The organism is Burkholderia theae, assembly GCF_048565265.1.
Lineage (GTDB): Bacteria > Pseudomonadota > Gammaproteobacteria > Burkholderiales > Burkholderiaceae > Burkholderia > Burkholderia theae.
Window position 1 is genome coordinate 3,041,283 of the sequence record NZ_CP183462.1, and the last position, 25,952, is coordinate 3,067,234.

At 68.1% G+C, this 25,952-nt stretch carries 27 protein-coding genes; 18 read left to right on the plus strand and 9 right to left on the minus strand.

What is annotated here, in order from left to right; translation table 11 throughout:
- Positions 1 to 30: 30 nt before the first annotated feature.
- Positions 31 to 843: an IclR family transcriptional regulator gene (locus ACN22W_RS31225; RefSeq protein WP_419688362.1), complete on the minus strand. Its 813-nt coding sequence runs from the start codon at positions 841 to 843 to the stop codon at positions 31 to 33.
- A 172-nt stretch (positions 844 to 1,015) separates the two neighbouring features.
- Here ACN22W_RS31225 and ACN22W_RS31230 point away from each other — a divergent pair, with 172 nt between their 5' ends.
- From ACN22W_RS31230 to ACN22W_RS31245, 4 genes are all read left to right on the plus strand, one after another.
- On the plus strand, positions 1,016 to 2,002 hold the full coding sequence (locus ACN22W_RS31230) for a hydroxymethylglutaryl-CoA lyase (RefSeq protein ID WP_419688363.1): 987 nt from the start codon (positions 1,016 to 1,018) through the stop codon (positions 2,000 to 2,002).
- Complete coding sequence (locus ACN22W_RS31235; protein WP_419688364.1) at positions 1,999 to 3,291, plus strand: CaiB/BaiF CoA transferase family protein; 1,293 nt, start codon at positions 1,999 to 2,001, stop codon at positions 3,289 to 3,291. Before ACN22W_RS31230 ends, ACN22W_RS31235 begins: the two co-directional genes overlap by 4 nt.
- Before the next feature lie 83 nt (positions 3,292 to 3,374).
- Complete coding sequence (locus tag ACN22W_RS31240; protein WP_419688365.1) at positions 3,375 to 4,682, plus strand: MFS transporter; 1,308 nt, start codon at positions 3,375 to 3,377, stop codon at positions 4,680 to 4,682.
- Position 4,683: 1 nt separating this feature from the next.
- Positions 4,684 to 5,814: an amidohydrolase family protein gene (locus tag ACN22W_RS31245; protein ID WP_419688366.1), complete on the plus strand. Its 1,131-nt coding sequence runs from the start codon at positions 4,684 to 4,686 to the stop codon at positions 5,812 to 5,814.
- Positions 5,815 to 5,844: 30 nt separating this feature from the next.
- Here ACN22W_RS31245 and ACN22W_RS31250 read toward each other — a convergent pair whose 3' ends face one another.
- The 3 genes from ACN22W_RS31250 to ACN22W_RS31260 all read right to left on the minus strand — a co-directional run bounded on the left by ACN22W_RS31250 (position 5,845) and on the right by ACN22W_RS31260 (position 7,269).
- On the minus strand, positions 5,845 to 6,321 hold the full coding sequence (locus tag ACN22W_RS31250; protein ID WP_047902268.1) for an SRPBCC family protein: 477 nt from the start codon (positions 6,319 to 6,321) through the stop codon (positions 5,845 to 5,847).
- 125 nt (positions 6,322 to 6,446) lie between these two features.
- Positions 6,447 to 6,932, minus strand: coding sequence for an SRPBCC family protein (locus ACN22W_RS31255; protein WP_129515942.1), 486 nt, complete (start codon positions 6,930 to 6,932; stop codon positions 6,447 to 6,449).
- On the minus strand, positions 6,904 to 7,269 hold the full coding sequence (locus ACN22W_RS31260; RefSeq protein ID WP_129515941.1) for an ArsR/SmtB family transcription factor: 366 nt from the start codon (positions 7,267 to 7,269) through the stop codon (positions 6,904 to 6,906). Before ACN22W_RS31260 ends, ACN22W_RS31255 begins: the two co-directional genes overlap by 29 nt.
- A 193-nt stretch (positions 7,270 to 7,462) precedes the next feature.
- Here ACN22W_RS31260 and ACN22W_RS31265 point away from each other — a divergent pair, with 193 nt between their 5' ends.
- The 3 genes from ACN22W_RS31265 to ACN22W_RS31275 all read left to right on the plus strand — a co-directional run bounded on the left by ACN22W_RS31265 (position 7,463) and on the right by ACN22W_RS31275 (position 9,626).
- Positions 7,463 to 7,993: an N-acetyltransferase family protein gene (locus ACN22W_RS31265; protein ID WP_419688367.1), complete on the plus strand. Its 531-nt coding sequence runs from the start codon at positions 7,463 to 7,465 to the stop codon at positions 7,991 to 7,993.
- A gap of 11 nt (positions 7,994 to 8,004) precedes the next feature.
- A complete protein-coding gene (locus ACN22W_RS31270; protein ID WP_419688368.1) occupies positions 8,005 to 8,790 on the plus strand; it encodes a YhfC family intramembrane metalloprotease in 786 nt (261 codons plus the stop codon).
- 257 nt (positions 8,791 to 9,047) lie between these two features.
- The gene (locus ACN22W_RS31275; RefSeq protein WP_419688369.1) at positions 9,048 to 9,626 is read left to right on the plus strand and encodes a hypothetical protein; all 579 of its coding nucleotides are present in this window, start codon (positions 9,048 to 9,050) and stop codon (positions 9,624 to 9,626) included.
- A 33-nt stretch (positions 9,627 to 9,659) separates the two neighbouring features.
- Here ACN22W_RS31275 and ACN22W_RS31280 read toward each other — a convergent pair whose 3' ends face one another.
- Complete coding sequence (locus tag ACN22W_RS31280) at positions 9,660 to 10,244, minus strand: TetR/AcrR family transcriptional regulator (protein ID WP_419688370.1); 585 nt, start codon at positions 10,242 to 10,244, stop codon at positions 9,660 to 9,662.
- A 335-nt stretch (positions 10,245 to 10,579) separates the two neighbouring features.
- On the opposite strand from ACN22W_RS31280, the gene ACN22W_RS31285 reads away from it, so the two are divergent.
- Positions 10,580 to 11,284, plus strand: a complete 705-nt coding sequence (locus tag ACN22W_RS31285) for an SDR family oxidoreductase (RefSeq protein ID WP_419688371.1) — start codon at positions 10,580 to 10,582, stop codon at positions 11,282 to 11,284.
- A gap of 62 nt (positions 11,285 to 11,346) precedes the next feature.
- On the opposite strand, the gene fabV is transcribed toward ACN22W_RS31285, so the two are convergent.
- On the minus strand, positions 11,347 to 12,549 hold the full coding sequence (gene fabV / locus ACN22W_RS31290; RefSeq protein ID WP_343494670.1) for an enoyl-ACP reductase FabV: 1,203 nt from the start codon (positions 12,547 to 12,549) through the stop codon (positions 11,347 to 11,349).
- A gap of 161 nt (positions 12,550 to 12,710) precedes the next feature.
- Between fabV and ACN22W_RS31295 the strand changes: the two genes are divergently transcribed.
- From ACN22W_RS31295 to ACN22W_RS31315, 5 genes are all read left to right on the plus strand, one after another.
- The gene (locus ACN22W_RS31295) at positions 12,711 to 13,244 is read left to right on the plus strand and encodes a GbsR/MarR family transcriptional regulator (RefSeq protein WP_048245976.1); all 534 of its coding nucleotides are present in this window, start codon (positions 12,711 to 12,713) and stop codon (positions 13,242 to 13,244) included.
- Positions 13,245 to 13,332: 88 nt separating this feature from the next.
- Positions 13,333 to 14,640: an SDR family oxidoreductase gene (locus ACN22W_RS31300; protein WP_419688372.1), complete on the plus strand. Its 1,308-nt coding sequence runs from the start codon at positions 13,333 to 13,335 to the stop codon at positions 14,638 to 14,640.
- On the plus strand, positions 14,637 to 15,107 hold the full coding sequence (locus ACN22W_RS31305; RefSeq protein ID WP_419688373.1) for a DUF2269 family protein: 471 nt from the start codon (positions 14,637 to 14,639) through the stop codon (positions 15,105 to 15,107). The genes ACN22W_RS31300 and ACN22W_RS31305 overlap by 4 nt, the downstream gene beginning before the upstream one ends.
- A 96-nt stretch (positions 15,108 to 15,203) precedes the next feature.
- Positions 15,204 to 16,073: a thiol-disulfide oxidoreductase DCC family protein gene (locus ACN22W_RS31310; RefSeq protein WP_419688374.1), complete on the plus strand. Its 870-nt coding sequence runs from the start codon at positions 15,204 to 15,206 to the stop codon at positions 16,071 to 16,073.
- The gene (locus ACN22W_RS31315) at positions 16,070 to 17,569 is read left to right on the plus strand and encodes a TIGR01777 family oxidoreductase (RefSeq protein WP_419688375.1); all 1,500 of its coding nucleotides are present in this window, start codon (positions 16,070 to 16,072) and stop codon (positions 17,567 to 17,569) included. The genes ACN22W_RS31310 and ACN22W_RS31315 overlap by 4 nt, the downstream gene beginning before the upstream one ends.
- 58 nt (positions 17,570 to 17,627) lie before the next feature.
- Here ACN22W_RS31315 and ACN22W_RS31320 read toward each other — a convergent pair whose 3' ends face one another.
- A complete protein-coding gene (locus tag ACN22W_RS31320; RefSeq protein ID WP_419688376.1) occupies positions 17,628 to 18,761 on the minus strand; it encodes an RNA-guided endonuclease InsQ/TnpB family protein in 1,134 nt (377 codons plus the stop codon).
- Between the two features lie 216 nt (positions 18,762 to 18,977).
- Here ACN22W_RS31320 and ACN22W_RS31325 point away from each other — a divergent pair, with 216 nt between their 5' ends.
- Entirely contained in the window at positions 18,978 to 19,601 is a 624-nt protein-coding gene (locus tag ACN22W_RS31325; protein WP_419688377.1) for a glutathione S-transferase family protein, read from the plus strand.
- Between the two features lie 57 nt (positions 19,602 to 19,658).
- On the opposite strand, the gene ACN22W_RS31330 is transcribed toward ACN22W_RS31325, so the two are convergent.
- Together ACN22W_RS31330 and ACN22W_RS31335 are read right to left on the minus strand one after the other, a co-directional pair.
- On the minus strand, positions 19,659 to 21,071 hold the full coding sequence (locus ACN22W_RS31330; protein ID WP_419688378.1) for a serine hydrolase domain-containing protein: 1,413 nt from the start codon (positions 21,069 to 21,071) through the stop codon (positions 19,659 to 19,661).
- Between the two features lie 192 nt (positions 21,072 to 21,263).
- On the minus strand, positions 21,264 to 22,421 hold the full coding sequence (locus tag ACN22W_RS31335; RefSeq protein WP_193099665.1) for a hypothetical protein: 1,158 nt from the start codon (positions 22,419 to 22,421) through the stop codon (positions 21,264 to 21,266).
- A gap of 284 nt (positions 22,422 to 22,705) precedes the next feature.
- Between ACN22W_RS31335 and ACN22W_RS31340 the strand changes: the two genes are divergently transcribed.
- From ACN22W_RS31340 to ACN22W_RS31355, 4 genes are all read left to right on the plus strand, one after another.
- The gene (locus tag ACN22W_RS31340; protein WP_343494676.1) at positions 22,706 to 23,125 is read left to right on the plus strand and encodes an HIT family protein; all 420 of its coding nucleotides are present in this window, start codon (positions 22,706 to 22,708) and stop codon (positions 23,123 to 23,125) included.
- Between the two features lie 253 nt (positions 23,126 to 23,378).
- On the plus strand, positions 23,379 to 23,537 hold the full coding sequence (locus ACN22W_RS31345; protein ID WP_164992061.1) for a hypothetical protein: 159 nt from the start codon (positions 23,379 to 23,381) through the stop codon (positions 23,535 to 23,537).
- A gap of 140 nt (positions 23,538 to 23,677) precedes the next feature.
- A complete protein-coding gene (locus ACN22W_RS31350; RefSeq protein WP_419688379.1) occupies positions 23,678 to 24,337 on the plus strand; it encodes a methyltransferase family protein in 660 nt (219 codons plus the stop codon).
- Positions 24,338 to 24,714: 377 nt separating this feature from the next.
- Entirely contained in the window at positions 24,715 to 25,152 is a 438-nt protein-coding gene (locus ACN22W_RS31355; protein ID WP_343494678.1) for a hypothetical protein, read from the plus strand.
- Positions 25,153 to 25,952: the final 800 nt, after the last annotated feature.

The window sequence follows — 25,952 nt, forward strand, 5'->3', positions numbered from 1 at the left end:
GCTGCCGCACTGCCGCCCGCGCGCGGCCGGCTACGACCGGGCGTCGTCCGCTGCCGACGCAAGCCGCTCGAGACTGTCGCGCACGGCGGCCGCGTCGTAGCGGGCACCCGCGCCACCGAGTGCAACGGTCGCCTTTTGCGCGAGCGGCAGCAGCATCGCGAGCGCCGCCGCCATCGCGGGCGCGGCGGCGAGCCGCGATTTCGGGCCCGACACCGTCAGCGCGCCGACGCATTCGCCGGCCGCGCCGAACACGGGCACGGAGGCCGACGCCGTCTCGGGGTCGCGCTCGCCGTACGACGCGGCCCACATCTGTTCGCGCACGTCGTCCCAGCGTGCGTCCTGCGCATCGGTGAACGCCAGCAGCACCTTCCCGGACGCGCCCTGGCGAACCGGAAATTCCTCGCCGACGCGAATCGACACGCGCACCGCGCGTGCGGGCTCGACGCGGTAGAGCACCGAGCGTGTGTCGCCCTGGCGCACGTAGAACGACGCGGTTTCCCCGAGTTCGCGGCTCAGCGTCTCGAGCAGCGGCTCGACCACCGGGCCGACCCGGAACGAACGCTGGTACAGCGCGGCGAGCCGCAGCGGCTCGTGTCCGACCGCGTACTGGCCGTCGTCGAGCTTGCGCATGAAGCCGCCATGCTCGAGCGCGGCGAGCAGGCGCAGGATCGTGCTCTTGTACAGCCCGGTGCGGCGCGACAGCTCGGCAAGCGACAGCCGGTCGTCGGTCGGTCCGAACGCACGGAGGATCGCGAACGCGCGATCGAGAACGGCGACGCCGCTGGAGGCTTCGGTCGCCGCATCGGGCCCGTCGTCGGCGTGATCTGCTGGAGTCGTAGGCACTGCCTGCTTCCTTCGAATGATGTGCGGTCGACTATATCGTTCTGTCTGGCAGAACTCAAGTTCCAGAAAATCACGTTTTCACGGGTATACCCCGCTTACTGCTCGTTCGACGTGCGCCTAAAGTTCTATCAAATAGAACGATGTTCTTTCAGATAGAACGATGAGGTGTCGAATGAGCGTTTCCGAATATCCGAAGGTGCTGGTCAGCGAGGTCGGGCCGCGCGATGGCCTGCAGAGCATCCGGACCGTGATGCCGACGGCCGGCAAGCTGCGCTGGATCACCGCGCTGGCCGCGGCCGGCCTGCGCGAGATCGAGGTGGGGTCGTTCGTGCCGGCCAGGCTGTTGCCGCAGATGGCCGATGTATCCGATGTCGTCGTGCACGCGCTGGCGATTCCCGGGCTGCACGTCGCCGCACTGGCGCCGAACCTGCGCGGCGCCGAACACGCGTTCGTGGCGGGTGTGCACAAGCTGACGCTGCCGGTCTCGGTGACGGAAGCGCACTCGCTGGCGAACATCCGCAAGACGCCCGCGCAGATGATCGACGAGGTGCGCGCGATCGTCGCGCTGCGCGATGCGCGGTATCCGTCGATACAGATCGAGGCGGGCGTGTCGGTCGCGTTCGGCTGCACGATCGCGGGCGCCGTCAGCGACGACGAGACGATCGCGATGGCCGTCGCGATGGCCGAGTGCGGCGTCGACGAGATCGGGCTGTCCGATACGAGCGGTTATGCGAATCCGGCACAGGTGCGCCGGCTGTTCGCGCGTCTGCGTCGTGAGGTCGGCGACAAGGCCGGCGGCGCGCATTTCCACAACACGCGCGGGCAAGGGCTCGCGAACGTCGTCGCGGCGCTCGACGCGGGCGTGACGACGATCGACGCGAGCCAGGGCGGCCTCGGCGGTTGTCCATATGCGCCGGGCGCGACCGGCAATATCGTCACGGAGGATCTCGTGTTCCTCCTCGAATCGATGGGGCTCGACACGGGCGTCGACGTCGACGCGCTGCTCGCCGCGCGCGCGATCCTGCACGACGCGCTGCCGTCCGAGGCGCTGTATGGCCATGTACCGGACGCCGGGTTGCCGAAGGGCTTTCGCTACGCGGACGGCCGCGTGCCGACGGCGCCTCAACCGGAAGGCTGCCTGACGGGAGTCGCGCAATGAACGACCGGCTACCTGCTTCGACGCTGCCGTACGAAGGCGTGCGTGTGATCGAGATGACGCACATGGTGATGGGCCCGACCTGCGGGATGCTGCTCGCGGATCTCGGCGCGGAAGTCATCAAGATCGAGCCGATCGCGGGCGACAGCACGCGTGCGCTGCGCGGTTCCGGCGCGGGCTTCTTCGGGATGTTCAACCGCAACAAGAAGAGCCTCGCGGTCGACGTGAAGGACCCGCGCGGGCTGGAGATCGTGCTGCGGCTCGTCGCGACGGCGGATGTCTTCAGCGAGAACTTCAAGAGCGGCACGATGGACCGGCTGGGCCTCGGTTATCCCGCGCTGCATTCGCTGAATCCGCGCCTCGTGTACGTGTCGCACAAGGGCTTCCTGCCGGGGCCGTACGAGCATCGCACCGCGCTCGACGAAGTCGTGCAGATGATGGGCGGGCTGGCCTACATGACGGGCCCCGAGGGCCGGCCGCTGCGCGCGGGCTCGAGCGTGAACGACATCATGGGCGGCATGTTCGGCGCGATCGGCGCGATGGCCGCGCTCGCGCAGCGCGAGCGCACCGGCCACGGCCAGCAGGTGCAGAGTTCGCTGTTCGAGAACAACGTGTTCCTCGTCGCGCAGCACATGATGCAGTTCGCGGTGACGGGGCAGGCCGCGTCGCCGATGCCGAGCCGGATTTCCGCGTGGGCCGTCTACGACGTGTTCGCCGTGAAAGACGGCGAGCAGATCTTTCTCGCGGTGGTGTCGGACACGCAGTGGGCGCTGTTCTGCGATGCGTTCGGCTTTGCGGCGCTGAAGGACGATCCGCGCCTCGCGACCAACAACCTGCGCGTGCAGGCGAGGGAGTGGCTGCTGCCCGCGTTGCGTTCGCGGCTCGCGCCGCATTCGGCCGCGGAGATCGGCGCGATCTTCGAATCGATCGGCTTGCCCTATGCGCCGATCACGAAGCCGCAGGACCTGTTCGACGATCCGCATCTGCTCGCGACGGGCGGCCTCGAAGCCGTGACGCTGCCGGCCGACGCGAGCAGCGCCGGACGTCCGGTCGACACGCGCACCGCGCTGCTGCCGCTGACGCTCGCGGGCGAGCGCCTGCGGCTGCGCTCGGCGCCGCCCGCACTCGGCCAGGACACGCGCGCGCTGCTCGGCGAGCTCGGCTACACACCGGACGAAGCGCGTGCGCTGATCGACGCCGGTGTCGTCGCGGGGCGGCACGGCGCGGACGACGCGGCGCACGGCGACGGGCCGGGTGGCGCGCCGTCGCCGAACGAAGTGGCGAGCGCGTAGCGCGGTCGCGATCCATCGAACGAACAAAGGCGACCGGGGCGCGCACCGCGCGGACACGGATCGCCGTATCCACGGAGACAACCATGACATCCGCTTCCCCGGCGATGGCCGCCGATCGCGAGACCGACGCGTCGATCGAGCAACGGGCCGTGCGCAAGGCCGCGTGGCGCTTCATCCCGCTGCTCGCGCTCGCATATTTCTTCAACTATCTGGATCGCACGAGCGTCGGGTTCGCGGCCCTCACGATGAACCGCGATCTCGGGCTGACCGCGACGCAGTTCGGCTGGGGTGCGGGGATCATGTTCGCGGGCTACTGCGTGTTCGAGGTGCCGAGCAATCTCGCGCTGTACCGCTTCGGCGCGCGCCGCTGGCTCGCCCGCATCATGATCACGTGGGGGCTGATGGCGGCCGCGACCGCGCTCGCGACCGGGCCGACGAGTTTCTACGCGATCCGGCTGCTGCTCGGCATCGGCGAGGCCGGCTTCTTTCCGGGCGTGATCTTCTTCCTCGCCGTCTGGTTTCCGGCGAGCTACCGCACGCGCGTGCTGGCGTGGTTCACCGTGTCGACGCCGCTGTCGTCGCTGATCGGCGGCCCGCTGTCGACATGGCTGCTGCAGCTCGACGGCGTGCTCGGGCTCGCCGGCTGGAAGTGGATGTTCATCGTCGAAGGGCTGCCCGCGTGCGCGCTCGGTTTCTTCGTGCTGAAGCTGTTGTCCGATTCGCCGGCGGATGCCGCGTGGCTGTCGGACGACGAGCGCGCCGCATTGCGCCGTGCGTTCGAGCGCGAGGGCGCGGCCGCCGGCCGGAAGAAGCGCTTCGGCGTCGCGCTGCGCGACGTGCGCGTGTACCTGCTCGCACTGATCTCGTTCGGCTTCACGATGGGTTCGTACGGGATCGGCATCTGGCTGCCGCAGATGCTGAAGGCGCACGGCATGACGACGATGCAGACGGGCTGGCTGTCCGCGGTGCCGTACTTCTTTGCGACGATCGCGCTGCTGTGGTGGGCGAAGCGGGTGGACCGTCGCGGCGGCCCGGTCGCGAACCTCGCCATCGGGCTGTTCATCGGCGCGGTGGCGCTCGGCGTGTCGACGCATTTCCTGACGCTCGGGCCGGCGCTCGTCGGCATCACGCTCGCGCTGATCGGCACGATTGCCGGCCGCACGATCTTCTACACGTTGCCGTCGCGCTTCCTGTCCGGCCAGGCCGCGGCCGGCGGGCTGGCGCTGATCAACTCGATCGGTGCGCTCGGCGGCTTCGCGGGCCCCTATCTCGTCGGCTACCTGAAGGACAGCTTCGGCACCTTTACGGCCGGCATGCTGGGCCTGGCGATCGTGCTGGCGATCACGACGCTGCTCACGCTGTCGCTGTATGCGTTCGACCGGAGCGAGTGACATGGACACGACGATTTCGATCAAGCGGCGCCGGCTGCTCGGCGCGGCCGCCGCGTCGCTCGCGCTGCCCGCGTGCGTCGATACGCACGCACCGGCCCACGATGGAGCTTCCCGCATGACCACGCAAGGCAACTATCTCGCGGTCCGGCCCGACTGGCTCGCGTCGGCGCTCGAACCCGCGCTCGAGCCCGACCTGCCGATCGTCGACGCGCATCATCACTTCTATGAACGGCCGGGCTGGATCTACATGCTCGACGACTATCTGCAGGACGCGCGGTCGGGCCACAACATCCAGGCATCCGTCTACATGCAGGCGCAGACGCGTTATCGCGATGCCGGCCCGGCCGAACTGAAGCCGGTGGGTGAAACGGCCTATGTCGCCGGCGTGACCGAGCCGCTCCAGCATGGCCATCCGGCGGTCGCGAAAGGCATCGTCGGCCACGCGGACCTGCGCCGCGGCGAGCGCGTGCGCGAGGTGCTGGAAGCGCATCTCGAAGCGGGGCGCGGGCGGTTTCGCGGGGTTCGGCACCTGACCACGTGGGACGCCGATCCGACGCTCGCCAATCCGCTGTCGGCGGTGCCGCGCGGGCTGCTGCTCGATCCCGCGTACCGGGCCGGCGTCGCGCAGCTCGCGCCGCTCGGGCTGTCGTATGACGCGTGGCTGTTCTTTCCGCAACTGCCCGAACTGTTCGATCTCGCGAAGGCCAACCCCGATACGCGGATCATCGTCAATCACTGCGGCGGTGTCGTGCGGATCGCGAGCTATGCGGATCGGCGGCCGGAGGTGTTCGAGCGCTGGTCGGCGTCGATGCGCGCGCTCGCGCGGCTGCCGAACGTGTACGTGAAGGTCGGCGGGCTCGGGATGCGCATCAACGGCTTCGATTTCGACAAGGGCGCGCGGCCGCCGTCTTCCGTGCAGCTTGCCGACGCGTGGAAGCCGTGGATGCTGACCTGCATCGACGCGTTCGGCGCCGAGCGCTGCATGTTCGAGAGCAATTTCCCGGTCGACAAGGGCTCGTATTCGTACGTGAACGGCTGGAATGCGTTCAAGCGGCTGACCGCGCAGGCGAGCCCGGACGAGCGCGACGCGCTGTTCCGGGGCACGGTCACGCGCGCATACCGGCTCGGCTGACGCGTATCGCGACAACAGGTTTGTGCGTGCTCACCCCGCTTCCACCAGCGCCGCGAGCTTCGCCAGCGCCATGCGCCAGCCGGTCTCGTTGTCGGCGGCCGGCACGCCGGGCGGCACCCCGTCGTGCACGGCGTCCACGCGCGTGCCGCCCGCTTCGTCGGACAGCGTGATCGTGATCGTCATGGCGCCGCGCAGCATCGGATCGTCGGTCTCGAACACGTCGATCTCGACGATCCGCTCGTCCGGCACGAGCGTGACGAAGCGGCCGTGATAGGTATCGGTGTGCGTGGTGGTCTTGCCGGTGCCGGCTGACGGCACGTCGTAGCTCAGCGACACGCGCAGCGCGCCGCCTTCGCGCGCATCGAACGCGTCCACGCGGCACGTCATGCCGTCGGGCACCTTCCATTGCTCGACCGCGTGCGGATCGAGCAGCGCGCGGTAGACGCGCCCGCGCGGGGCGTTCAGGTGCCGGCTGACCCGGGTCGAATGCGTGTGCGTGTGCAACATGTCGCCTCCCGCGGAGCGCGCGCGACGGTGCACGCCGGATGCCGGCGTGTCGTCGTGCTTCCTTCAGGAATCGTAGGCGCGGGCGGGGCGGCACGCAATGACCGCGCACGCGCACGCGCCCGCGTTCAGCGCAGCGCGGCCGCGAACGCGTCGAGTTGCGTGATGCAGGTGTTCCAGCCCTCGAAGAAGCCGAGCGCTTCGTGGCGCTCGCGCGTCGCGGCATCCGGATGCATCACGCGCGCCTCGTAGCGGCTGCCCGCTTCGTCGTCGGCCATCGTGATGATCGCCGTGAAGCCCATCCACGGCACCTGTGGCCGCCAGCCGCCGGCGAGCATCGACGTGAACGCGATGCGCGACTCCGGCACGATTTCGACGAAGCAGCCGGGATTGTCGCTGGTGCCGCCATCGGGGCCGCGCATGAACGTGTGGAAAGCGCCGCCCGGCCGCAGGTCGAACGCGCGCACTTCGGTGGTCCACGGTTTCGGGCACCACCATTCCTTCAATAGCTCGGGGTCGGTCCAGGCACGCCACAGCGCGTGGCGCGGCGCGCGCAGCGTGCGCGTGATCACGAGATCGTGGGCTTCAGCGGGTTCGACGTGGCTTGCTGACATCTTGGACCTCCTGGTGACGGCGTTCGACGAATTCGACGAGACGATCGGATCGCGCTTCCCACAGCGCGCGCTGCGCGGCGAGCCATTGCTCGGCCTCCGTCAGCCGGCTGCCGACCAGCGCGCAGGTGCGCGAGCGGCCGGTTTTGCGGGTCTGGACGAGGCCGCTGCGCTCGAGCACGGCCACATGCTTCATGAACGACGGCAGCGCCATGTCGAACGGCGCGGCCAGCGCGGAGACGGTCCGCTCGCCCTGGCCGAGCGCGCTGACGATCGCGCAGCGCGTCGGATCGGCGAGTGCGTGGAAGACGTCGCTGATGCCGGGTTGAAAGTTAGCCATGTGGCTAAGTATAGGCGATGCAGCGGGAATTTTCGTCGCGTACGATGATGGGGCGGCAACACGCGCCGACCGGGCGCCGCGTTGCCGAAAGCCTGCCGCCGTCGCGTGAGCCGCGACGATCGGCCGGTGTTCCTTTCGATCCAGGCGCACGCCGCGCTCACGCGGTGCGGTACGCCTGACTACCGGAGATGGCATGACTGAACCCGTTACCGTCCGCCGCGTCGGCGCGAGCGATGCGAGCGCCTGCGTCGACGCGCTGGCCGATGTGCTGATCGACTGCGTCGAGGGCGGCGCATCCGTCAGTTTCATGTTGCCGATCGAGCGCACGACCGCCGTTGCGTTCTGGACGCGCGTGGCCGAGGGCGTCCAGAACGGCGAGCGCATCCTGCTCGTCGCCGAGGACGCGGCCGGCCGGATCGTCGGCACCGTGCAGGTCGTGACCTCGCAGCCCGAGAACCAGCCGCATCGCGCCGATATCGCGAAGATGCTCGTGTCGCGGCACGCGCGCCGGCAGGGCGTCGCCGCGCAGCTGATGGCGGCGGCCGACGCGGCCGCGCGCGACGCCGGCAAGACCGTGCTCGTGCTCGACACCGTGACGGGCGGCGACGCCGAGCGGCTTTACGAGCGGGCCGGCTGGCAGCGCGTCGGCGTCGTGCCGAACTTTGCGCTGATGCCCGACGGCGCGCTCTGCGCGACGACGTTTTTCCACAAGCAGCTCGCATAGCGGCGGGCGTCATGCATCCCGTCACCCCGGCGCTCCTGTTCGCCACGCTCGCGGCCGGTGTCGTCGCGCTGCTCGCTCCGGTGTTGCTCGCGGCTGCGTGGCGACGCCGCACGCAGGTGCCGTTGCGGGTGTTTTGCTACGGCATGCTGACGTTCTTCGTGTTCCAGCCGGTGTTGCGCCTGTCGTGGCAGGCGCCGCTGTTCCACTGGCTCGGGACCGACCCGCGCTGGCATCTGCCGATGCTCGTGTTCGCGGCGTTGACGGCAGGGCTCTTCGAGGAATGCGGGCGTTGGGTCGCATTCCGGTATCTGCTGCCGAAGCGACGCGACGCGCAGACGGCCGTGATGCTCGGGCTCGGGCACGGCGGGCTGGAGGCGATGCTGCTCGTCGGCGTCGGGTTTCTCGCGATCGGCACGGGCTACCTGCTCGCGCACGCGGGCGTCGTCGTGCCTGCCGGCGTGCAGTCGTTGATCGGGTCGCAGTTCGCGGGCATGACGCTCGCGTCGCCGTTTTTCGCGCTGCTCGAACGCGTGAGCGCGCTGGCCGCGCATGTCGGCTTGTCGCTGATCGTGCTGCAGGCGTTCGTGCGCGGCACGAAGCGCTGGCTCGTGTATGCGATCGCGTTCCATTTCCTGTTCGACCTCGTCGCGGTGCTGCTGTCGCGGTACTGGCACGTCGATACCGTGCTGATCGAGGCGATCCTGTGCGCGTGCAGCGCCGCGCTCCTGTGGTTTGGCATTCGTCGGAGCCGCTGGGGGACGGGTGCCGGCGGCACGCGCCCGGAGCACGCCGCGTGACGCGTGTCGCCCGTTTCAGCCAGGCGCGGCGGAGTTCGGCTGCCGGATGGCCGGCTGTTCTCCCGCGCGCCACCGGTTGGCGAGGCTGACGGCCATGCCGGCCGTGACGATCGCGATGCCGGCGAGCGTCGGGACGGCTCCCCGATCGCGATGAGCGCCAGCAGGCGGCCGGAAAGAAAAGCAGGGCCGGGCGCGTCGCCGGTCCGATATATTCTCGCAGGAAGACTCCCACCGAACGCCACGGAACCGCCGCCTCGATGAAACGCTCCCACGTCGCTTTCGCCCTCACGGGGCTGCTCGTCGCGCTGCCGATTGCCGCGTATGCGCTCGTCAAGCCGCTGCGCGTCGTCGCGCCCGCACTGATCCCCGGCGTGTCCTGCCCGAGCGCCGACATTTGCACGGACGATGCCGCGAAGCTCGGCGACGCGCAGCAACTCTATCGCGACGGTTATGCGCGCGCAGCGGCCGCCGTCGGCGCGTTCCGCGACGCGCCGCACGTCGTGTTCTGCTCGACGCGCGCGTGCGCCGACGCATTCGGCCTCGGCACGCGCGCGGCGCTGACGCTCGGGAATTTCGGCGTGGTCATCGCGCCGCGCGGCTGGCAGACCTACTTTCTCGCGCATGAACTGATCCATCACCGCCAGGCGGAAGTGCTCGGCAACCTGGCCGTCGTGACCAAGCCGCGCTGGCTGATCGAAGGGATGGCGTATTCGCTTAGCGAAGATCCGCGCCATCCGCTGACCGAGCCGTTCGAAGCGTGGCGCACGCGTTTCGACACGTGGCATGCGGCGCTGGGCGGGCAGCCGCTGTGGGAGGCCGCGCGGGCGGTCGAGTAGCGCGGCAACGGTGGCGCGCCACCGCGCGCACCGTTACGCCGGCGCGACCGGATCGGCGCGTGTGCCGGTCAGCGTATCCCGTCCCGCGTCGAGGATCTCGTCGGCCAGCGCGGGATCGGTGCCGGCGATCGCGCGCGACAACACCAGCGCGCCGACCATCTGGCTGAAGACCGCGAGCGCATCGCGACGCGTCTGCGCCGACGTCGCGCCGTCCGTGGCCACCATCCGCTCCAGCCGGTCGAGATACGCGGCGACGCCGTGCGCATAACACGCGCGCGCCGCATCGGTCAGTCGAGGCGCGTCGCCCGCGAAGCCCGACAGCGGGCACCCGGCCTCGACGTTGTCGCGATGCGAGACCGACAGATAGGACGCCACCTGCGCAGCGACACTGCCGGCGTTCGGCGAATCCGCGCGGTCCTGCATCGCTTTTTCCATCACCGCGGCGACCAGCGCGTCTTTCGACTTGAAGTGGTTGTAGAAGCCGCCCTGCGTGAAGCCGGCTTCCTTCATCAGCTCCGTCAACCCCACGGCGTCGACGCCGCGCACGCGGAACAGCCGCTCGGCGGCCGCGACGATCGCGCTCCGGTTCTCGGCAGCCTGCTGTCTTGACACGCCCATCGATCCCTCCCTGATTTTGCTGATCGCGTCGATTGAAAAACACAATGTCGATCACCATTGACATGGTCGAACTGCGCGAACACAATGCACCGCAAAGACAATGGTGATCGACATTGATATCCAGTGTAGCCGACTTGGCGGGCGGTGCGAAGCGACTGCCGGAGCACGGATGGAGATCGGTCGGCGTCTTTGGCGCCGCGGGGAGGCGGGCAGCGGACGGCTCACCCGGGGCGCAACGGTTCGATACGCCATGCAATGGCAGCCTGTTTTTTCACCGGATTTCACGCGCGCGGCGAGCCGGCGCGCATGCGATTCATCATGCGAAAGGAAGGATCATGAAGATCGAAGGTGCAGTCGTTTTCGTGACGGGCGCGAACCGCGGGCTCGGGCTCGAGTTCGCGAAGCAGGCGCTCGAAAGAGGCGCGCGGAAGGTTTATGCGGCCGCGCGTGACCCGGCCACCGTGACGCTGCCGGGCGTCGTGCCCGTGAAGCTCGACGTGACCGATCCGGCGGCCGTCGCCGCGGCTGCCGACGCGGCGCGCGACGTCACGCTGCTGATCAACAACGCCGGCATCGCGCGGCTCGGCAGCCTGACGGACGACGGTGCGCTCGACGCGTTGCGCGATCACCTGGAAACCAATGTGTTCGGGATGCTGGCGATGTCGCGGGCGTTTGCAGGAACCCTCGCCGGCCATGGCGGCGGCGCGATCCTGAACATCCTGTCCGTCGCGAGCTGGGTGAACCGGCCGATCCTGTCGGGTTACGGCGTGTCGAAATCGGCCGCGTGGGCGCTGACCAACGGCTTGCGCCATTCTCTGCGCGAACAGCACACGCAGGTCGTCGGGCTGCATGCCGGTTTCATCGACACCGATCTGACGCGCGGCCTCGACGTGCCGAAGGCAACGCCGGCCGACGTCGTGCGCCAGGCCTATGAAGCGATCGAAGCGGGGGCGGAGGAAGTGTCCACCGACGAGTTCACGCGGCAAGTGAAGGCCACGCTGTCGGCGGGTGTCTATCTGGAAGCGCCGGCGCCGCGCTGACGCCGCCGGGCGGCACGGCCCGCCGCCCGCGCTCGCGCGCGGCGGGTCCGGTCCTCAGGCCGTCAGACCGTCGTGTCGATGATGCCCGGGATCTTCACGTCCGGGTTCACGTCCGCGTCGTAGTCGACGCCGGCGATCTCGAAACCGAACAGCCGCAGGAAGTCGGTCTTGTAGCCGGCGAAGTCGGTCAGCTCGTACAGGTTCTCGTTCGTCACGTGATCCCACTGCGCGACGACCTTCCCCTGCACCTGCGGATCGAGTTCCTTGTAGTCCGCGCGCAGGCGGCCTTCTTCGTCGACGTGCGGCGTCGCGCCGTACAGGCTGTCCTTGAGGAGCCCGTACACCTGCTCGATGCAGCCTTCGTGCGTGCCGGTTTCCTTCATCACCTTGAACAGCAGCGACAGGTAGAGCGGCATCATCGGGATCGCCGAGCTTGCCTGCGTGACGACGGCCTTCAGCACCGACACGCGGGCATCGCCGCCGTGCGCGGCCAGCTTGTCGCGGATCGACAGCACCTTCTTGTCGAGATCCTTCTTCGCTTCGCCGATCGAGCCGTTCCAGTAGATGTCGTGCGTGATCTGCTCGCCGAGATACGTGAACGCGGTCGTCTTCGCACCGTCGGCCAGCACGCCGGCTTCAGCCAGCGCGTCGATCCACATCTGCCAGTCCTCGCCGCCCATCACGGCGACGGTGCCGTCGATCTCTTCCTGCGTCGCCGGTTCGAGCGCGACGTCGCGAATCACTTCCTTGTCGGTGTCGAGGCCGCGGAACGTCACCGCCTTGCCGATCGGCTTGAGCGTCGAGCTGATGGTTTCGCCCGTCTTCGGATGCGTGCGGCGCGGTGCCGCGAGGCTGTAGACGACGAGATCGACCTTGCCGAGATCCTGCTTGATGGTGTCGATCGTGACCTGCTTGACCTTGTCGGAGAATGCGTCGCCGTTGATGCTGCGCGCATAGAGCCCCTTTTCCGCCGCGAATTTCTCGAACGCGGCGCTGTTGTACCAGCCGGCCGTGCCGGGCTTCGATTCGCTGCCGGCGCGCTCGAAGAACACGCCGAGCGTGTCCGCGCCCGAGCCGAAGGCGGCCGAGATCCGGGCGGCGAGGCCGTAGCCGGTCGACGCGCCGATCACGAGCACCTTTTTCGGGCCGTTGGCGATCGGGCCGTGCGAAGTCACGTAGTCGATCTGTTCCTTGACGTTGGCTTCGCAGCCGACGGGGTGAGTCGTCACGCAGATGAAGCCACGCACGCGCGGTTTGATGATCATGGAGACCCTCTTGTCAGAAAGGCAGAAACAGCCTGAAATCGGAAAATTCCCGCGCATTGTAAAGGAAGCGGCCGATCGCGGGCGGGCACGGGCGGAACCTGCCGGATCGTCCGGTTATTTCTCTCTTGACAGAAATAACTGAAATAACTAAATTTCTGGACATGGAACTCACACCGATTGCCGAACGATTCATTCTCCACTGGGGCGAAATGGGCTCGCGGTGGGGCGTCAACCGAACCGTCTCGCAGATTCACGCGCTGCTCTATCTGGCCGGCCGGCCGATCGCGGCCGACGAGATCGCCGAGACGCTCAACGTCGCGCGCTCCAACGTCAGCACGAGCCTGAAGGAGCTGCAGGCGTGGCGGCTCGCGAAAGTCGTGCATGTGCTGGGCGACCGCCGCGACCATTTCGAGACGTCGACCGACATCTGGGAACTGTTCAAGCTGATCGTCGAAGGGCGGCGGCAGCGCGAGATCGAACCGACGCTCACGGTGCTGCGCGATTGCCTGACGAGCCCCGAGATCGCCAACGAGAGCCGCGAGACCGAACAGCGCATCCGCGACACGCTGCAGTTCGTCGAGACGCTCACGACCTGGTCGGACGAGATGCTGCGGCTCAAGCCCGATACGCTGATGAAGGCGCTCGGCATCGGCGCGAAGATCAGCCAGACGGTCAGGCGCAAGTCGTCGAAGTAAGCGCGACAGGGAATGCGGGCAGGCAGCCCGCTTTTTTTGGGGTTGTTATTTCTGTCGTTACAGAAATAACTGTAAAGAGAGGATGAAAATGAACGCAGTCCTGCCGTCGACCGGCCAGCGCGGCCGCACCGGGGAACGCAGCATGACCGTCCTCGTGTGCGGTGCGAACGGCTTCATCGGGCGGGCGGTGTGCACGCAGCTCGAAGCCGGCGGCCATCGCGTGCTGCGCGGCGTGCGTCATGCGGCCGGCCCGCGCGACGTCGCGATCGACTTCGCGAAGGACGTCGATCCCGAATCGTGGCGCGCGCGGCTGGATGGCGTCGACGTGGTGATCAACGCGGTCGGCATCCTTGCCGATCAACGCGGCGCGACGCTCGACGCCGTGCATCGCGCCGCGCCGTGCGCGCTCTTCACCGCGTGCTGCCGTGCGCGCGTACGGCGCGTGATCCAGATTTCGGCACTCGGCGTCGAGCGCGGCGATACGCGCTACTTCGCAAGCAAGTACGCGGCCGATCGTTTCCTGCAGACGCTGCCGATCGATTCGCGGATCGTGCGTCCCGCGCTCGTCTACGGTGCGTCCGGCACGTCGGCGCGGTTTTTCCGGATGCTCGCGAGCCTGCCCGTGCATGTCTTGCCGGCGGGCGGTCATCAGCGGCTGCGCCCCGTGCACATCGACGATCTCGCCGAACTGGTCGCGCGGCTCGTCGATTCGCCGGCGGCCGGCAGCCCGGTGATCGACGTGGTTGGCAGCGACGAAGTCGAATACCGCGGGATGCTGGCGCGCTATCGCACCGCGCTGGGGTTTCCGCCGGCTGCCGGCGTGACGCTGCCGGGCCCGCTGGCCGGCGCGGCGGCCGTGCTGCTCGGCGCGCTGCCGGGCGCGATATTCACGCGCGACACGTGGACGATGCTGCGCGGCGGGAACACCGGCGATCCGGCGGCCGCCACGGCCGTGCTCGGCCGGCCGCCGCGCGGCATCGACGGCTTCATCGGCGCGGACGCCGCCCGGCTGCGCAGCGATGCGCTCGCGATGTGGCGGCGCCCGTTGCTGCTGGGCGCACTCGCGATCGTCTGGATCTGGACGGCCATCGCCAGCGCGTTCATCCATCCGCTTGACGCGAGCCTCGCGCTGCTCGCTCCCGCGCACCTGACGGGGCTGCCTGCGCTGATCGCGCTCTACGCGGCGAGCGCGCTGGACTTCGCATTCGGCATCGCGACCGTCGTCGCGCCGTCGCGTCGCCTGTGGGTCGCGCAAGCCGCGCTGATCGTCGCGTACTCGGCCGTCATCGCGGTCACGATGCCCGGCCTGCTGGCCGAACCGTTCGGCCCCGTGCTCAAGAACGCGCCGATTCTCGCGATCCTGTTGATCCTGTTTTCAGAAGAAGAACACGCATGAATACCTATCTCGTCATCAAGGCGCTGCATATCCTGTCCTCGGTGCTGCTGGTCGGCACGGGGTTCGGCACCGCGTTCTACCTGTTCTTCGCGAACCGCACGCGGTCGGTGCCCGCGATCGCGGCCGTGTCGCGGCTCGTGGTGCGCGCGGACTGGTGGTTCACGACGCCGGCCGTGATCTTCCAGCCGGCATCCGGGCTGTGGCTCGCGCACACGGCCGGCTGGCCGTGGCATACGCCGTGGCTCGTCGCGTCGATCGTGCTGTATGCGATCGCCGGCGCGTGCTGGCTGCCGGTCGTGTGGCTGCAGATCGAACTCGCGGCGATGGCGAAGCTCGCGCATGCGAACGGCGCCGCCGCGTTGCCGGAGCGGTACTGGCGCTATGCGAAGCGTTGGGAACTGCTCGGTTATCCGGCGTTTTTCGCGATGCTGTCCGTCTACTTCCTGATGGTGCTCAAGCCGATGTAGGGGCGGCGGCGCCGCGCGGGAGTGGCATGCGGTACATCCGAAAGCAGTCGACCGATCGATTCATGATGCTTGAGATAAAAAGAAGGAGTGCAAATCATGAACACAAGTGAACTGGTGCTGTACTTCGACGGGCGGTGTCCGTTATGCGTCGCGGAAATGCGGCGTCTCGAGGCCTGGAATACGCGACACCAGCTGGCTTTCGTCGATATCGCCGAGCCGGGTTTCGATCCCGCCCCGCTGGGGGCCGACCTGCGCGCGCTGAACCGCGAACTGCATGCGCGGCTGCCTGACGGACGCATGCTGACCGGCGTGGACAGCGTCTTCGCCGCCTATGCGCTGGTCGGGCGCAGCTGGCTCGTGTGGCCGTTGCGCGTGCCGGCCATGCGCGACGCGCTGGCGCCGCTGTATCGATGCGTCGCACGCAACCGGCATGCCGTTTCGCGCTGGCTTGGCTATCACGCCGAAGCGCATTGCGACGGGCAGGCGTGCGGCATCGGCACGGCCGCCGAAAGCACGGCGGCGGATCGCTCCGCGCACGACAACGCGCGCCGCATCGTCGTGAGCTGGATGTACGGCGCGGCGATCGTGCATCTGTTCGTCGGCGTGGCCGTTCCGTGGATCGCCGGCGCGTCGTTCGTCGACGCGTATCACCGCGCCGTCGAACTGCATTTCTGGGCCGGCGCGGCGCCCGAACCGGCGCGCGCCCAGCAGATCTGGTGGATGTCGCTGATCGGCGCGACGGTGCAGTGCGCGTCGGTCTGGATGCTGGCGCTCGTTCATCTCGGCAACCGGCTGCGCATGCGCGAAGTGTGGGGATGGCTGCTGGCCGGCCTGTTGATCTGGGCGCCGCAGGACCTGCTGTTTTCATTTCAGGCCCGTGTATGGGGCCACGTGGCGATCGACGCGGCCGCACTCGTCGCGATGGTTCCGCCGCTTGTCTGGCTGTGGAAGAGGGATACCGTATGAACACCTTGCCTGCCTTCAATTGGGCGCTCAACCTGCTGATCGTGCAGGGCGCGATGGGCGCATTCGATACGCTCTATCACCACGAACTCACGCAGGACCTGCCGCACAGTCCGCGCGCGCGGCTCGAACTGGCGATTCATGCGGTGCGTTCCGTGCTCTACGGTCTCGTGTTCGCGTCGATCGCGAACGTCGCCTTTCACGGCGCATGGGTCGCGGCCATCGCGGCGGTGGTCCTCGTCGAAGTGGTGCTGACGTTGTGGGACTTCGTCGTCGAGGACCAAAGCCGCAAGCTGCCGGCGACCGAGCGCGTGCTGCACACGCTGCTGGCCGTCAACGGTGGTGCGCTGTTCGGGATGCTCGCGATGCAGTGGGCCGTCTGGGCGCACGAACCGACCGGGCTGCATGCGATCGACCTCGGCTGGCGCGGCTGGCTGCTCAGCCTGTTTGCCGTCGGCGTGACGGTGTCGGGTCTCCGCGACGGGATGGCCGCCTGCCGTATCGCGCGACGCGTTCCGGCCGCCAATCCGTTCGCGGGGCAGCCGCCCGGTAGCGTGCTCGTCACCGGCGGCACGGGCTTCATCGGCGAAACCCTCGTGAACCAGCTGCTCGATGCGGGGCATGTGGTCACGCTGCTGGCGCGCGATCCGCTGCGCGTGGCTTACCAGTTTCACGGCCGCGTGCGTAGCGTGACGTCCGTCGAACAGTTGCAGCCGCACGAGCGTTTCGACACGGTGATCAATCTTGCGGGTGCGCCGGTGCTGGGCGCGCGTTGGAGCAAGCGCCGTCGCGCACTGCTGCTCGCCAGCCGCGTCGGCGTCACGCAGTCGCTGATGCGCTGGGTCGAGACCGCCGACGTCAAGCCGCGCACGTGGATCCAGGCCTCCGCGATCGGCTATTACGGCGTGCGTCCGGCCGACGAACGGCTCGACGAGGGCAGCAGCGCCGGCACCGGCTTCATGTCCGAGCTGTGCCGGCAGTGGGAACGGTCCGCGCAGCCGCTCGAGCGCCATGGGGTGCGCTCGGTGGTGCTGCGGCTGGGTGTCGTGTTCGGCCCCGGCGGCGCGTTGCGCCCGATGCTGCTGCCGCATTACTTCGGGATGGGCGGACGATTCGGCGACGGCGCGCAGGTGATGAGCTGGATTCACCGGGACGACGTGCTGCGGATCATCGCGCGCGCGATGTCGAACCCGGTCATGCACGGCGTGTACAACGCGGTGGCGCCCGGCGCATTGACCCAGCGCGAGTTCGTGCAGGTCGTGACGAAGGTGCTGCGCCGTCCCGCATGGCTGCACGTGCCGGCCGCGCCGCTGCGCGTCGCGATGGGCGAGATGGCCGAGCTGCTGCTGGACGGGCAACGCGTGATGCCCGCGCGGCTGCATCAGGACGGATTCATGTTCCGGTTCCCGACGGCCGAGCATGCACTGCGCGACCTGACGCATCGGCCGCATGGCGATTTTGCGCACCCGGCCTGTCGTTTGCCGCAGGGTCGTGTTTGACTGCTCTCCCCCTGAGAGAAGGAGATTCCCACTTCACTGAATGCAACCCGACATCGCCTCAAAGAGACATGGGACTTACGCTTTCTCCATGGGCTGACGCCGCCAGCCCGGCGGCCAAAACGTTACGCGCTGCGTTGATGTCGCGGTCGTGGGGCGTCCCGCATTCGGGGCAAACCCACGCGCGCACCTTCAACGGCAGCTCGGCTACGATATGCCCGCAGCCGGAACATCGCTTGCTGGACGGATACCAGCGATCGATGCCGATCAGTACGCGGCCGTACCATTTGGCTTTGTACGTCAGTTGCCGCACGAATTCCGACCAGCCTGCATCGCTGATCGATTTCGCGAGTCTTCGATTCTTCAGCATGTGGCTGACGGCAAGGCTTTCGATGGCGATCACTTGGTTTTCGTTGATCAGCCGGGTCGAAAGCTTGTGCAGGAAATCCCTGCGGCGGTCCGTTATCCGAGCATGCATGCGGGCGATTTTGAGCCTGGCCTTCCTGCGATTGGCCGAGCCTATTTGTTTCTTCGCCAACCGCCGTTGCAACTTGGCGAGCCTGGCTTCGTTCTTGCGAAACTCGTTCAGTGCAGCGACCTTCTCGCCCGTCGAAAGAACGACAAAATCTGTCAACCCGAAGTCGATGCCGATCTTGTTTGTCGATTCAGATTTTGCGGAGACCACGTCGTCGCAAAGCATGGACACGTGGTATCGGTCGACAGCGTCTCTCGACACTGTGACGGTCGTCACTTTCGCGCCTTTGGGAATCGTACGCGACCAGCGGATCGCGAGCGGCGTATCCATCTTCGCCAGCTTCAGCGAAGTGCCGTCCCACCTGAAGGCGCTTGCCGTGTACGTGGCCGACTGCGCGCCGTCTTTGCGCCGGAAGTTTGGATACTTCGCCCGCTTGGCGAAGAAGTTCGCGAATGCTGTCTGCAAATGGCGCAGCGCCTGCTGGAGCGGAACCGAACTGACCTCGTTCAGCCACGCGTGCTCGGGGGTTTTCTTCAGCGCGGTGAGCGCGGCGGAAGTCTCGTGATAACCAACACGCACCTGACGCTGCTGCCATGCGTCGGTGCGCATTCTCAGCATGTGGTTATACATAAAGCGCGCGCACCCAAACGTCCGGGCAAGAATCGCTTCTTGCTCGGGCGTCGGGTAGAACCGGAATCGGTAGGCGCGCTTGATGTCCATGCCTTGAACATGTCATAGGCTTGCGTTTGCCTCAAGCCTTGGGAGAAGCGGCAGTGCGGCCGCACTCCTTTCACTCCCCGCCCGGCGCCCCGAAGGAAGTCCCTTTGGGGAAAAGCACGAGGGTTCTCGGAGCAAACCTGATAAATTCGACGTGAACGCGTCCGGGACGTTTCGTACGTCCCGGACGCTCCGCATCCGACCTCACAAGGAGACTGCATGCTGCACATCCTCGGCAAGATCCCGTCCATCAACGTTCGCAAGGTGCTGTGGCTGTGCACCGAGCTGAACCTGCCGTTCGAACAGGAAGACTGGGGCGCGGGCTTTCGTACGACCAACGATCCGGCCTATCTCGCGCTGAATCCGAACGCGCTCGTGCCCGTCATCAAGGACGACGATTTCGTGCTCTGGGAATCGAACACGATCATCCGCTACCTCGCGAACCGCTATGGCGACGACGCGCTCTATCCGGCCGAGCCGCGGGCGCGCGCACGGGTCGATCAATGGATCGACTGGCAGGGCGCGGACCTGAACCGTTCGTGGATCGGCGCGTTCCTCGGCCTCGTGCGGAAATCGCCCGATCATCAGGATCCGGCGACGATCGCGCAGTCGATCGCGGGCTGGACGAAGCACATGCGCGTGCTGAACGCGCATCTCGAATCGACCGGTGCGTTCGTGGCCGGCGACAGCTTCACGCTCGCGGACATTCCGATCGGCCTGTCGGCGAACCGCTGGTTCGGCACGCCGTTCGAGCATCCGGATTTCCCGGCGGTGTCGCGCTATATCGAACGCCTTGCGACGCGCGAAGGCTTCAAGACCTACGCGGGCAGCGCGAATCCGTGATGCATCGCAGGTAATGCGCGACGCGGCGGCGCGATGGCCGCCGCCGCGTCGCGGCCGTCACGCGCCGGGCGCCGGCACGGCGTCGAGCACGCGCGCGAGAAACGCCTCGTGATTCCACGCGGATTCCGGCCGCGACAGCCCGAGCCGCACGACCACCAGCTGGCGGCTCGGCACCACGCTGACGAACTGGCCTTCATGGCCGACCGCATGAAACGCGTCGGCCGGCATCGCGGCCGCATGCGGATCGCGATCGTTGAACGGCTCCGGTACCTTGACCCACAGCTGCGCGCCGAATTCCTGGCGCGTCGATAGCGGCGTCGCACGCGTCAGGTAGTGCACCCAGCCCGCCGGCAGCCGCCGCTGCCCGTTCCACACACCGTCCTGCAGCAGAAACTGCCCGAAGCGCGCCCAGTCGCGCGCGCTCGCATACATGTACGACGGGCTGACGAGCGTGCCGGACGCGTCGGGCTCGAACACCGCGCTGCGCATGTCGAGCGGCGCGAACAGCGCGCGGCGCGGAAACGCGAGGTAGTCGTCCTCGCTGCCGCCCAGCGCCTCGCGCATCACGCGCGCGACGATCGCGCTCGTGCCGCTCGAGTAGTACCACCGCGTGCCGGGTGTCGCGGCGAGCGGCTTCGCCGATGCGAACCGCGCGGTATCGGGTTGCGTGAACAGCATCACGGCGACGTCGGACAGCGGGTCGTCGTAGTCCTCGTTGAATTGCAGGCCGCTCGTCATCCGCAGCAGCTCGTCGAGCGTGATGGCCGCGCGCGGGTCGCCGCTGCCGCGCCATTCCGGCAACAGCGCCGATGCATCGGGCGACAGCTTGTGCTGCGCGACGAGCGTGCCGACCAGCGCGGCCGTCACGGTCTTCGTCATCGACCAGCCGGGCAGCGGCGTGTCGGCCGTGAAGCCGGGTGCGTAGCGTTCGGCGATCACTTGGCCGCGCCACATCACGACGACCGCGCGCGTGCGTCGCGGCCGTGCCGGATCGGGCTCGTCGAACGCGCGGTCGAGCGCGGTCTGCAGCTTGTGCGCGTCGATGCCGGTGGGCGGCACAGCCGGTGCCGGTTGCGCGGGCGGCGGATCGGGGAGAGTCGGCAACGCGGCCGGTAAGGTGGCTGGCAACGCGCCGGGCGACGGCCCGAGCGCGAGCGTGCAGCCGAGCCCGGGCCGGAAGTCGGCTTCGCGCTCGGCGAAGCCGGCGAAGGTCGCCGTGGTGCGGTGATGGTCGGGATCGAGCGACGGACGCACCAGTTTCAGCAGCGGATGCACGCCGGCCATGATGTCGATGTCGATCACGGAGGCGGCCGGGCGGCCCGATACGAACACGCCCGAACACAATGCCTTCGCGGCGTAGCCGGTGGCGATCGGCGCGAGCCGCGACAGCATGTAACCGGCATAGCCGACCGCGGCGAGCAGCACGACGGCCGCGCCGCGCAGGATCAACGTCTTGATGGGTGTCGTCATGCGCGAGCGTCCTCGGTTGTCTGCAGGCGGGCCATGAACCGGCAGTGTCGCAGGTTCCGGCGAGCGCTGGCAATCGCGGGTGCATGCGGCGCCGGGTGGTGCCGCTCGGACGCATAGTGCCCGGCATGTGCGAATCGTACGTGTCGATCGCCATGGTCGAACGGGCCGCAAGCGGCCCGTTCCCGTGGCGCGTCATTGCGCGTTGTTGTCGTTGTCCGGACGCAGGGTCCAGACTGTCGCGGTATTCGTGTTGTCGTCGACGGCCGCGAATTGCGGCTGGCCTTTGCTGCCTCGCCCGAATGCCAGGCCGAAGGCCGACCCCGGCGCGGTATCGACCTGCATCTGCGCGACGAAGCGCCCGTCCACCGTGAATTCGACGATCTCGCTCGGATGCAGCGGGTCGGCGTTGACCGCGTCGCCGTTCGCGGTCACGAGATGGCCGTTCGACGCGAGTGCCAGCGCGAGCGGGCCGTGCAGGTGCTTCGTGTCGAAGTAGATCATCCGTCCGACGCCGCCGTTGCGGTTCGTCGACGCGGCGTTCTGGATCGCGAACACCGCGTTGTCGCCGGTGGAAGCGACATACAGGACGTCGATGTTCGGGTCGTACGCGAGGCCGGTCGGGCCGACGACGAGTGCATTGGGATCGGTCCGGTTCACGTAGCCCGACGCGATGATGCGCGAACTCGGCAGCATCGTGACGCCGTTGGTGTCGATCGTCAGGTCGATCCGCGCGACCGTCCCGTTCAGCACGTTCGACACGAACGCGGTCACGCGCGGGCCGCGATCGATCACGGTCATGTCCCATGGCCCGTCGAGCAGCGTGGCGCTGACCAGTTGCGTGACGAGATTGCCTTGCGGACCGATGACGAGCAGCGAGCCCGGCGCGACCACGGTCTTGCCGTCCGGCGCCGGCACGTTGCCGACCAGCACGAAGCCGCTGCGCAGCACCGCGAGCGCGGTCGTCAGGCCGAGATTGTGGCCCTGGAAGAACGTCGCCGGCGTATTGCCGGGCGACAGCTTCACGATCGTCGTGCCGGTGCCTTGCGCGTTCGACGCCGCGTTGAAGTTTGACACGACGACGTCGCCGGGTTTCAGCGTGCTCCAGGACGGCACGCCGGGCGGTACGAACGCGATGCCGTACGGGTTGAGATCGCCGTTGGCGGGCACGGTCGATGCAGTGACCGACGCTGGTGGCAGGATGATGTCGCTGCTGCCGGCCCATGCGAAGGTCGACGACAACGCGGCCAGCCCGGCGCCGCAAAGCGCGCGGCATAGCGTGCGCGCGATCGCGCGGGAAGTGCGTGCGAAGACGGGCGTGGCGGGGGAACGACAGGTGGGGAGAGGGTCCATGGCATGACTCCGGTTGATGAGCGCGAGCAGTCATCCCGGCTGCCGGCCAGCGCAGCCGACGGGTGTCCGGCGCGGGTTCGCGATCGTGCCGCGCGCACCCACGCTCGAAATAAACGGATGGCGACGGCCGCTTATTCCATCCGGTTGCGTCGTCGCATGCGTGCCGGCAGCGATGGTTCGCCGCGATGACGACACGGCCCGACAAGTTGAAATGACGGCCGCCGTCGGCCGATAATCGTCCGGCATCGAACGCTCACCCAATCCAACCGTTATCGGAAAACGCCATGTCCTACGACAACAACAACCCGTTCGCGAAAATCCTGCGCGGCGAACTGCCGTGCGTGAAAGTCGCGGAAGACGACGCGACCCTCGCGATCATGGATCTGATGCCGCAGGCCGACGGTCACGTGCTCGTGATCCCGAAGGAGCCGGCCGCGCAGATCTTCGATCTGTCCGGCGACGCGGCCGCGGCCGGCATCCGCATGACGCAGCGCGTCGCGGCGGCAGTGCGCGCGGCGCTCGAGCCGGACGGCGTGTTCATCGGCCAGTTCAACGGCGCGGCGGCCGGCCAGACGGTCCCGCACGTGCACTTCCACGTGATCCCGCGCTGGGAAGGCGCCGAGCTGCGGATGCATGCACGCGACATCGCCGACGCGGCGACGCTCGAAGCGATCGCACAGCGCATTCGCGCGCGCTTCGTGTAACGGATCGACGGCACGCGGCACGACGGATGGGAACCGGCTTGCCGCGGCGTCGTCATCGCTTGTTTCGGCGGTCACGCGAGGTAACACGTGTAACCGCCCGCGAAACTCGGCCCGGCAAGCCCGGCGCTAGACTCGGCGCATTGCTACATCGAGCGACAGGAAGGGCGGATCGCCTCTTCGTGCCGGCCGTCGCACATCGCGGCGGCGGGGTCTTCGCGAGGTGCCATTCGTCTTACGCGCCGGGAATCGAGCCATGTCCAGACTTCTCATCACGCTTGCCCTGATCGGCGGCCTGTCCGGCTGCTATGTCGCGCCGCCGTACGGCTACGCGCCGGCCTACTACGGTTACGCGCCGGCGTATTACGCGCCGCCCGTCAGCGTCGGGATCGGCGGCAACTTCCGCATCCGCTGATCCGGCACCGGGCGTGGCCCGGGCCGCCGCCTTGCGCCGGACGAGTCGCGCGGGTTCGCGCGCCGCATGACGACGGCGCGCTGCGCGGCGTGCGCGCGGTTCCTATACTTCACAGGAAAGCGCATCCCGGCGAGGCAGCCATGTCAGTCACCCGCAAGGTCGCAGTCGTGTCGGGCGTATCCACGCTCGTCTATCTCGGGCTCGCCGTGCTCGGCAGCGGCGGGTTCGCCGCGTTCTTCTCGCATCCGCCGCTGACCGTGGTGGTCGTCGCGACGTTCGTGATGGCCGCCGTCGCGATGTTCACCGAAGGCAACCTGAGCGCCGGCGAGCGCGAGAACCGCGACAACCGCTGGGTGCTCGCGGCGTTCGCGGTGAGCGGGTTCCTGCTCGCGTACCTGCCCGCGCTGACCGACCGGCTCGGTTTCTGGACCTTCGGCGGCGATGCGGTGCGATGGTTCGGCGTCGTGCTGTACATCGCGGGCGGTGCGCTGCGCATCTGGCCCGTGTTCGTGCTCGGCAAGCGCTTCAGCGGGCTGGTCGCGATCCAGCCGGGCCATACGCTCGTGACCGGCGGCATCTACCGCCGCATCCGCAATCCGAGCTATCTCGGCCTGCTCGTCAATTCGGTCGGCTGGGCGCTGGCGTTCCGCTCCAGTGTCGGCGTGCTGCTGGTCGTGCTGATGATGGTGCCGCTCGTCGCGCGCATCCGTTCCGAAGAGGCGCTGCTGCGCTCCCAATTCGGGGCCGAATACGACGCGTATTGCGCGCGGACCTGGCGGCTGCTGCCCGGCGTGTACTGACCCTCTCGACTCTTCCCGACTGGCGTTTCGGCGCGCGCTCACGGCGCGTGCCCGATGTGTTGCCACGTGTGTCTCAAACGTGCGACGCCACGTGTCGCCGGCCTGCCGTTCCGCACCGCCGGATTTCTGCCGAAGCCAATGCCGGCGCGGGTTTCCGGGAATCCCGGGGCCACCGTTCGACGTCTGTTATTCGTAAACAACTTGTTACCAGAATGTCCACGGCAACGGTGTGGGACCGGTGCTATTCTTCACCGCAAGCTCAATGAAATGAATTGGTCCGGGGTTCGGCACAATGCCTGAACCGACGTCGATCGATTCAGATCGCCGTACCGAGCGGACCCTCGATAACCAGATTGCGAACAAGGAAGAATACGGGAATGTGGAAGAAAATCGCCCCCGCTCTCGTCGTCGCCGCGCTGACCGGCGCGACTGCGCTGCCGGCCCTGGCCGGTGACATGAACAATGCGCTTGGCGGCGCGCTCGGCGGGGTAGCCGGCGCAGCAGTCGGCGGTGCGCTCGGCGGCAGCACGGGCTCGGTCATCGGCGGCGCCATCGGCGGCGGCGCGGGTGGCGCGGTGACGTCGAATCGTCGCGAGCGCACCGGCGCGATCATCGGCGGCGCACTCGGCGGCGGCGCAGGCACCGCGGCAGGCAACGCGATGGGCGGCCGCACGGGCGGCCTGCTGGGCGCAGCGGTCGGCGGCGGCGCCGGCGCGGCACTCGGCGGCAACATGTCGCGCAGCTCGTACGAGCGCGATCACGGCGGCGGTTACTACCGTCACCGCAAGCATCATCACCACCGCGACTGGGACTGATTGCCGCTGGCGCGGCACGGTGCGCGAACAGCGCACCGGCGCGCCGACGGCGTCGGCACCCGACGCGAGATTCGGCCCGGCGGCCTGCCGGGCCGCCATCGCCGGCCAGCCCGGCGACCCTTTCCGGCTTCATCAGCCGCTGCCATACGCCCGATCGATGGGCCGGCAATTTCCCTCCTCGACGTAATTCCCCGCTTCCCGACTACATCGCCTGTTGCGCGTGAACGCGTCAGCGCAGGATCGGCGAACGCCACGACTCAGATTCTGTTCGACACGTCCGCCGGCTCCGGCCTGACGAGGGCTCGCGGGGCCACGCGCGCATCGACCGCCTGCAATCCGCGTAACCAGATGTATCGCGAACCGCACGCGCAAACCGTGTTGCCGCGACCGGATACGTCGCATCCGGCGTCGGGGCGATCGTTCGTGTTGCCGCGACCGTCAGGATTTCCCTGATAGGCAGACCGCCGCGCAACACCGCGTCACCGCGCATCGTGGGTGCCCGCAGGTAGTGGGAAATCGAATGGATATCATCGCAACATTTAATTGGTCGCTGGCGATCGACTTCGCTATCGTCAACGATGCCCGCGTACGGAGTCGAACCGTGCCGTCAGCCGCACACCTCGCCGCCTGTCGCGAGCGCCGCGGCGCGGCCGCCGGACCCACAAGCATGGGCCGCCGCGTCCGATGAACCGGACGGACCCGTCGCGAAGCCTGGCCGACCGACCGAAGGCGCATGCGCTTTCAAGCCACCCCGGCAACGATGTCCCGCCGCCGCATGCGCGCCCCACGCGCGTGCAAGC

Excerpts from the sequence above, each read along its gene's own strand:
- ACN22W_RS31270 (WP_419688368.1), top strand. The coding sequence starts at position 8,005 with ATGCATCCCGTCACCCCGGCGCTCCTGTTCGCCACGCTCGCGGCCGGT.
- ACN22W_RS31245 (WP_419688366.1), top strand. The coding sequence starts at position 4,684 with ATGGACACGACGATTTCGATCAAGCGGCGCCGGCTGCTCGGCGCGGCC.
- ACN22W_RS31305 (WP_419688373.1), top strand. The coding sequence starts at position 14,637 with ATGAATACCTATCTCGTCATCAAGGCGCTGCATATCCTGTCCTCGGTG.
- ACN22W_RS31280 (WP_419688370.1), bottom strand. The coding sequence starts at position 10,244 with ATGGGCGTGTCAAGACAGCAGGCTGCCGAGAACCGGAGCGCGATCGTC.
- ACN22W_RS31340 (WP_343494676.1), top strand. The coding sequence starts at position 22,706 with ATGTCCTACGACAACAACAACCCGTTCGCGAAAATCCTGCGCGGCGAA.
- ACN22W_RS31285 (WP_419688371.1), top strand. The coding sequence starts at position 10,580 with ATGAAGATCGAAGGTGCAGTCGTTTTCGTGACGGGCGCGAACCGCGGG.
- ACN22W_RS31345 (WP_164992061.1), top strand. The coding sequence starts at position 23,379 with ATGTCCAGACTTCTCATCACGCTTGCCCTGATCGGCGGCCTGTCCGGC.
- ACN22W_RS31330 (WP_419688378.1), bottom strand. The coding sequence starts at position 21,071 with ATGACGACACCCATCAAGACGTTGATCCTGCGCGGCGCGGCCGTCGTG.
- ACN22W_RS31355 (WP_343494678.1), top strand. The coding sequence starts at position 24,715 with ATGTGGAAGAAAATCGCCCCCGCTCTCGTCGTCGCCGCGCTGACCGGC.
- fabV (WP_343494670.1), bottom strand. The coding sequence starts at position 12,549 with ATGATCATCAAACCGCGCGTGCGTGGCTTCATCTGCGTGACGACTCAC.
- ACN22W_RS31300 (WP_419688372.1), top strand. The coding sequence starts at position 13,333 with ATGAACGCAGTCCTGCCGTCGACCGGCCAGCGCGGCCGCACCGGGGAA.
- ACN22W_RS31350 (WP_419688379.1), top strand. The coding sequence starts at position 23,678 with ATGTCAGTCACCCGCAAGGTCGCAGTCGTGTCGGGCGTATCCACGCTC.
- ACN22W_RS31265 (WP_419688367.1), top strand. The coding sequence starts at position 7,463 with ATGACTGAACCCGTTACCGTCCGCCGCGTCGGCGCGAGCGATGCGAGC.
- ACN22W_RS31310 (WP_419688374.1), top strand. The coding sequence starts at position 15,204 with ATGAACACAAGTGAACTGGTGCTGTACTTCGACGGGCGGTGTCCGTTA.
- ACN22W_RS31295 (WP_048245976.1), top strand. The coding sequence starts at position 12,711 with ATGGAACTCACACCGATTGCCGAACGATTCATTCTCCACTGGGGCGAA.
- ACN22W_RS31275 (WP_419688369.1), top strand. The coding sequence starts at position 9,048 with ATGAAACGCTCCCACGTCGCTTTCGCCCTCACGGGGCTGCTCGTCGCG.
- ACN22W_RS31230 (WP_419688363.1), top strand. The coding sequence starts at position 1,016 with ATGAGCGTTTCCGAATATCCGAAGGTGCTGGTCAGCGAGGTCGGGCCG.
- ACN22W_RS31235 (WP_419688364.1), top strand. The coding sequence starts at position 1,999 with ATGAACGACCGGCTACCTGCTTCGACGCTGCCGTACGAAGGCGTGCGT.
- ACN22W_RS31255 (WP_129515942.1), bottom strand. The coding sequence starts at position 6,932 with ATGTCAGCAAGCCACGTCGAACCCGCTGAAGCCCACGATCTCGTGATC.
- ACN22W_RS31315 (WP_419688375.1), top strand. The coding sequence starts at position 16,070 with ATGAACACCTTGCCTGCCTTCAATTGGGCGCTCAACCTGCTGATCGTG.
- ACN22W_RS31250 (WP_047902268.1), bottom strand. The coding sequence starts at position 6,321 with ATGTTGCACACGCACACGCATTCGACCCGGGTCAGCCGGCACCTGAAC.
- ACN22W_RS31325 (WP_419688377.1), top strand. The coding sequence starts at position 18,978 with ATGCTGCACATCCTCGGCAAGATCCCGTCCATCAACGTTCGCAAGGTG.
- ACN22W_RS31335 (WP_193099665.1), bottom strand. The coding sequence starts at position 22,421 with ATGGACCCTCTCCCCACCTGTCGTTCCCCCGCCACGCCCGTCTTCGCA.
- ACN22W_RS31320 (WP_419688376.1), bottom strand. The coding sequence starts at position 18,761 with ATGGACATCAAGCGCGCCTACCGATTCCGGTTCTACCCGACGCCCGAG.
- ACN22W_RS31260 (WP_129515941.1), bottom strand. The coding sequence starts at position 7,269 with ATGGCTAACTTTCAACCCGGCATCAGCGACGTCTTCCACGCACTCGCC.
- ACN22W_RS31240 (WP_419688365.1), top strand. The coding sequence starts at position 3,375 with ATGACATCCGCTTCCCCGGCGATGGCCGCCGATCGCGAGACCGACGCG.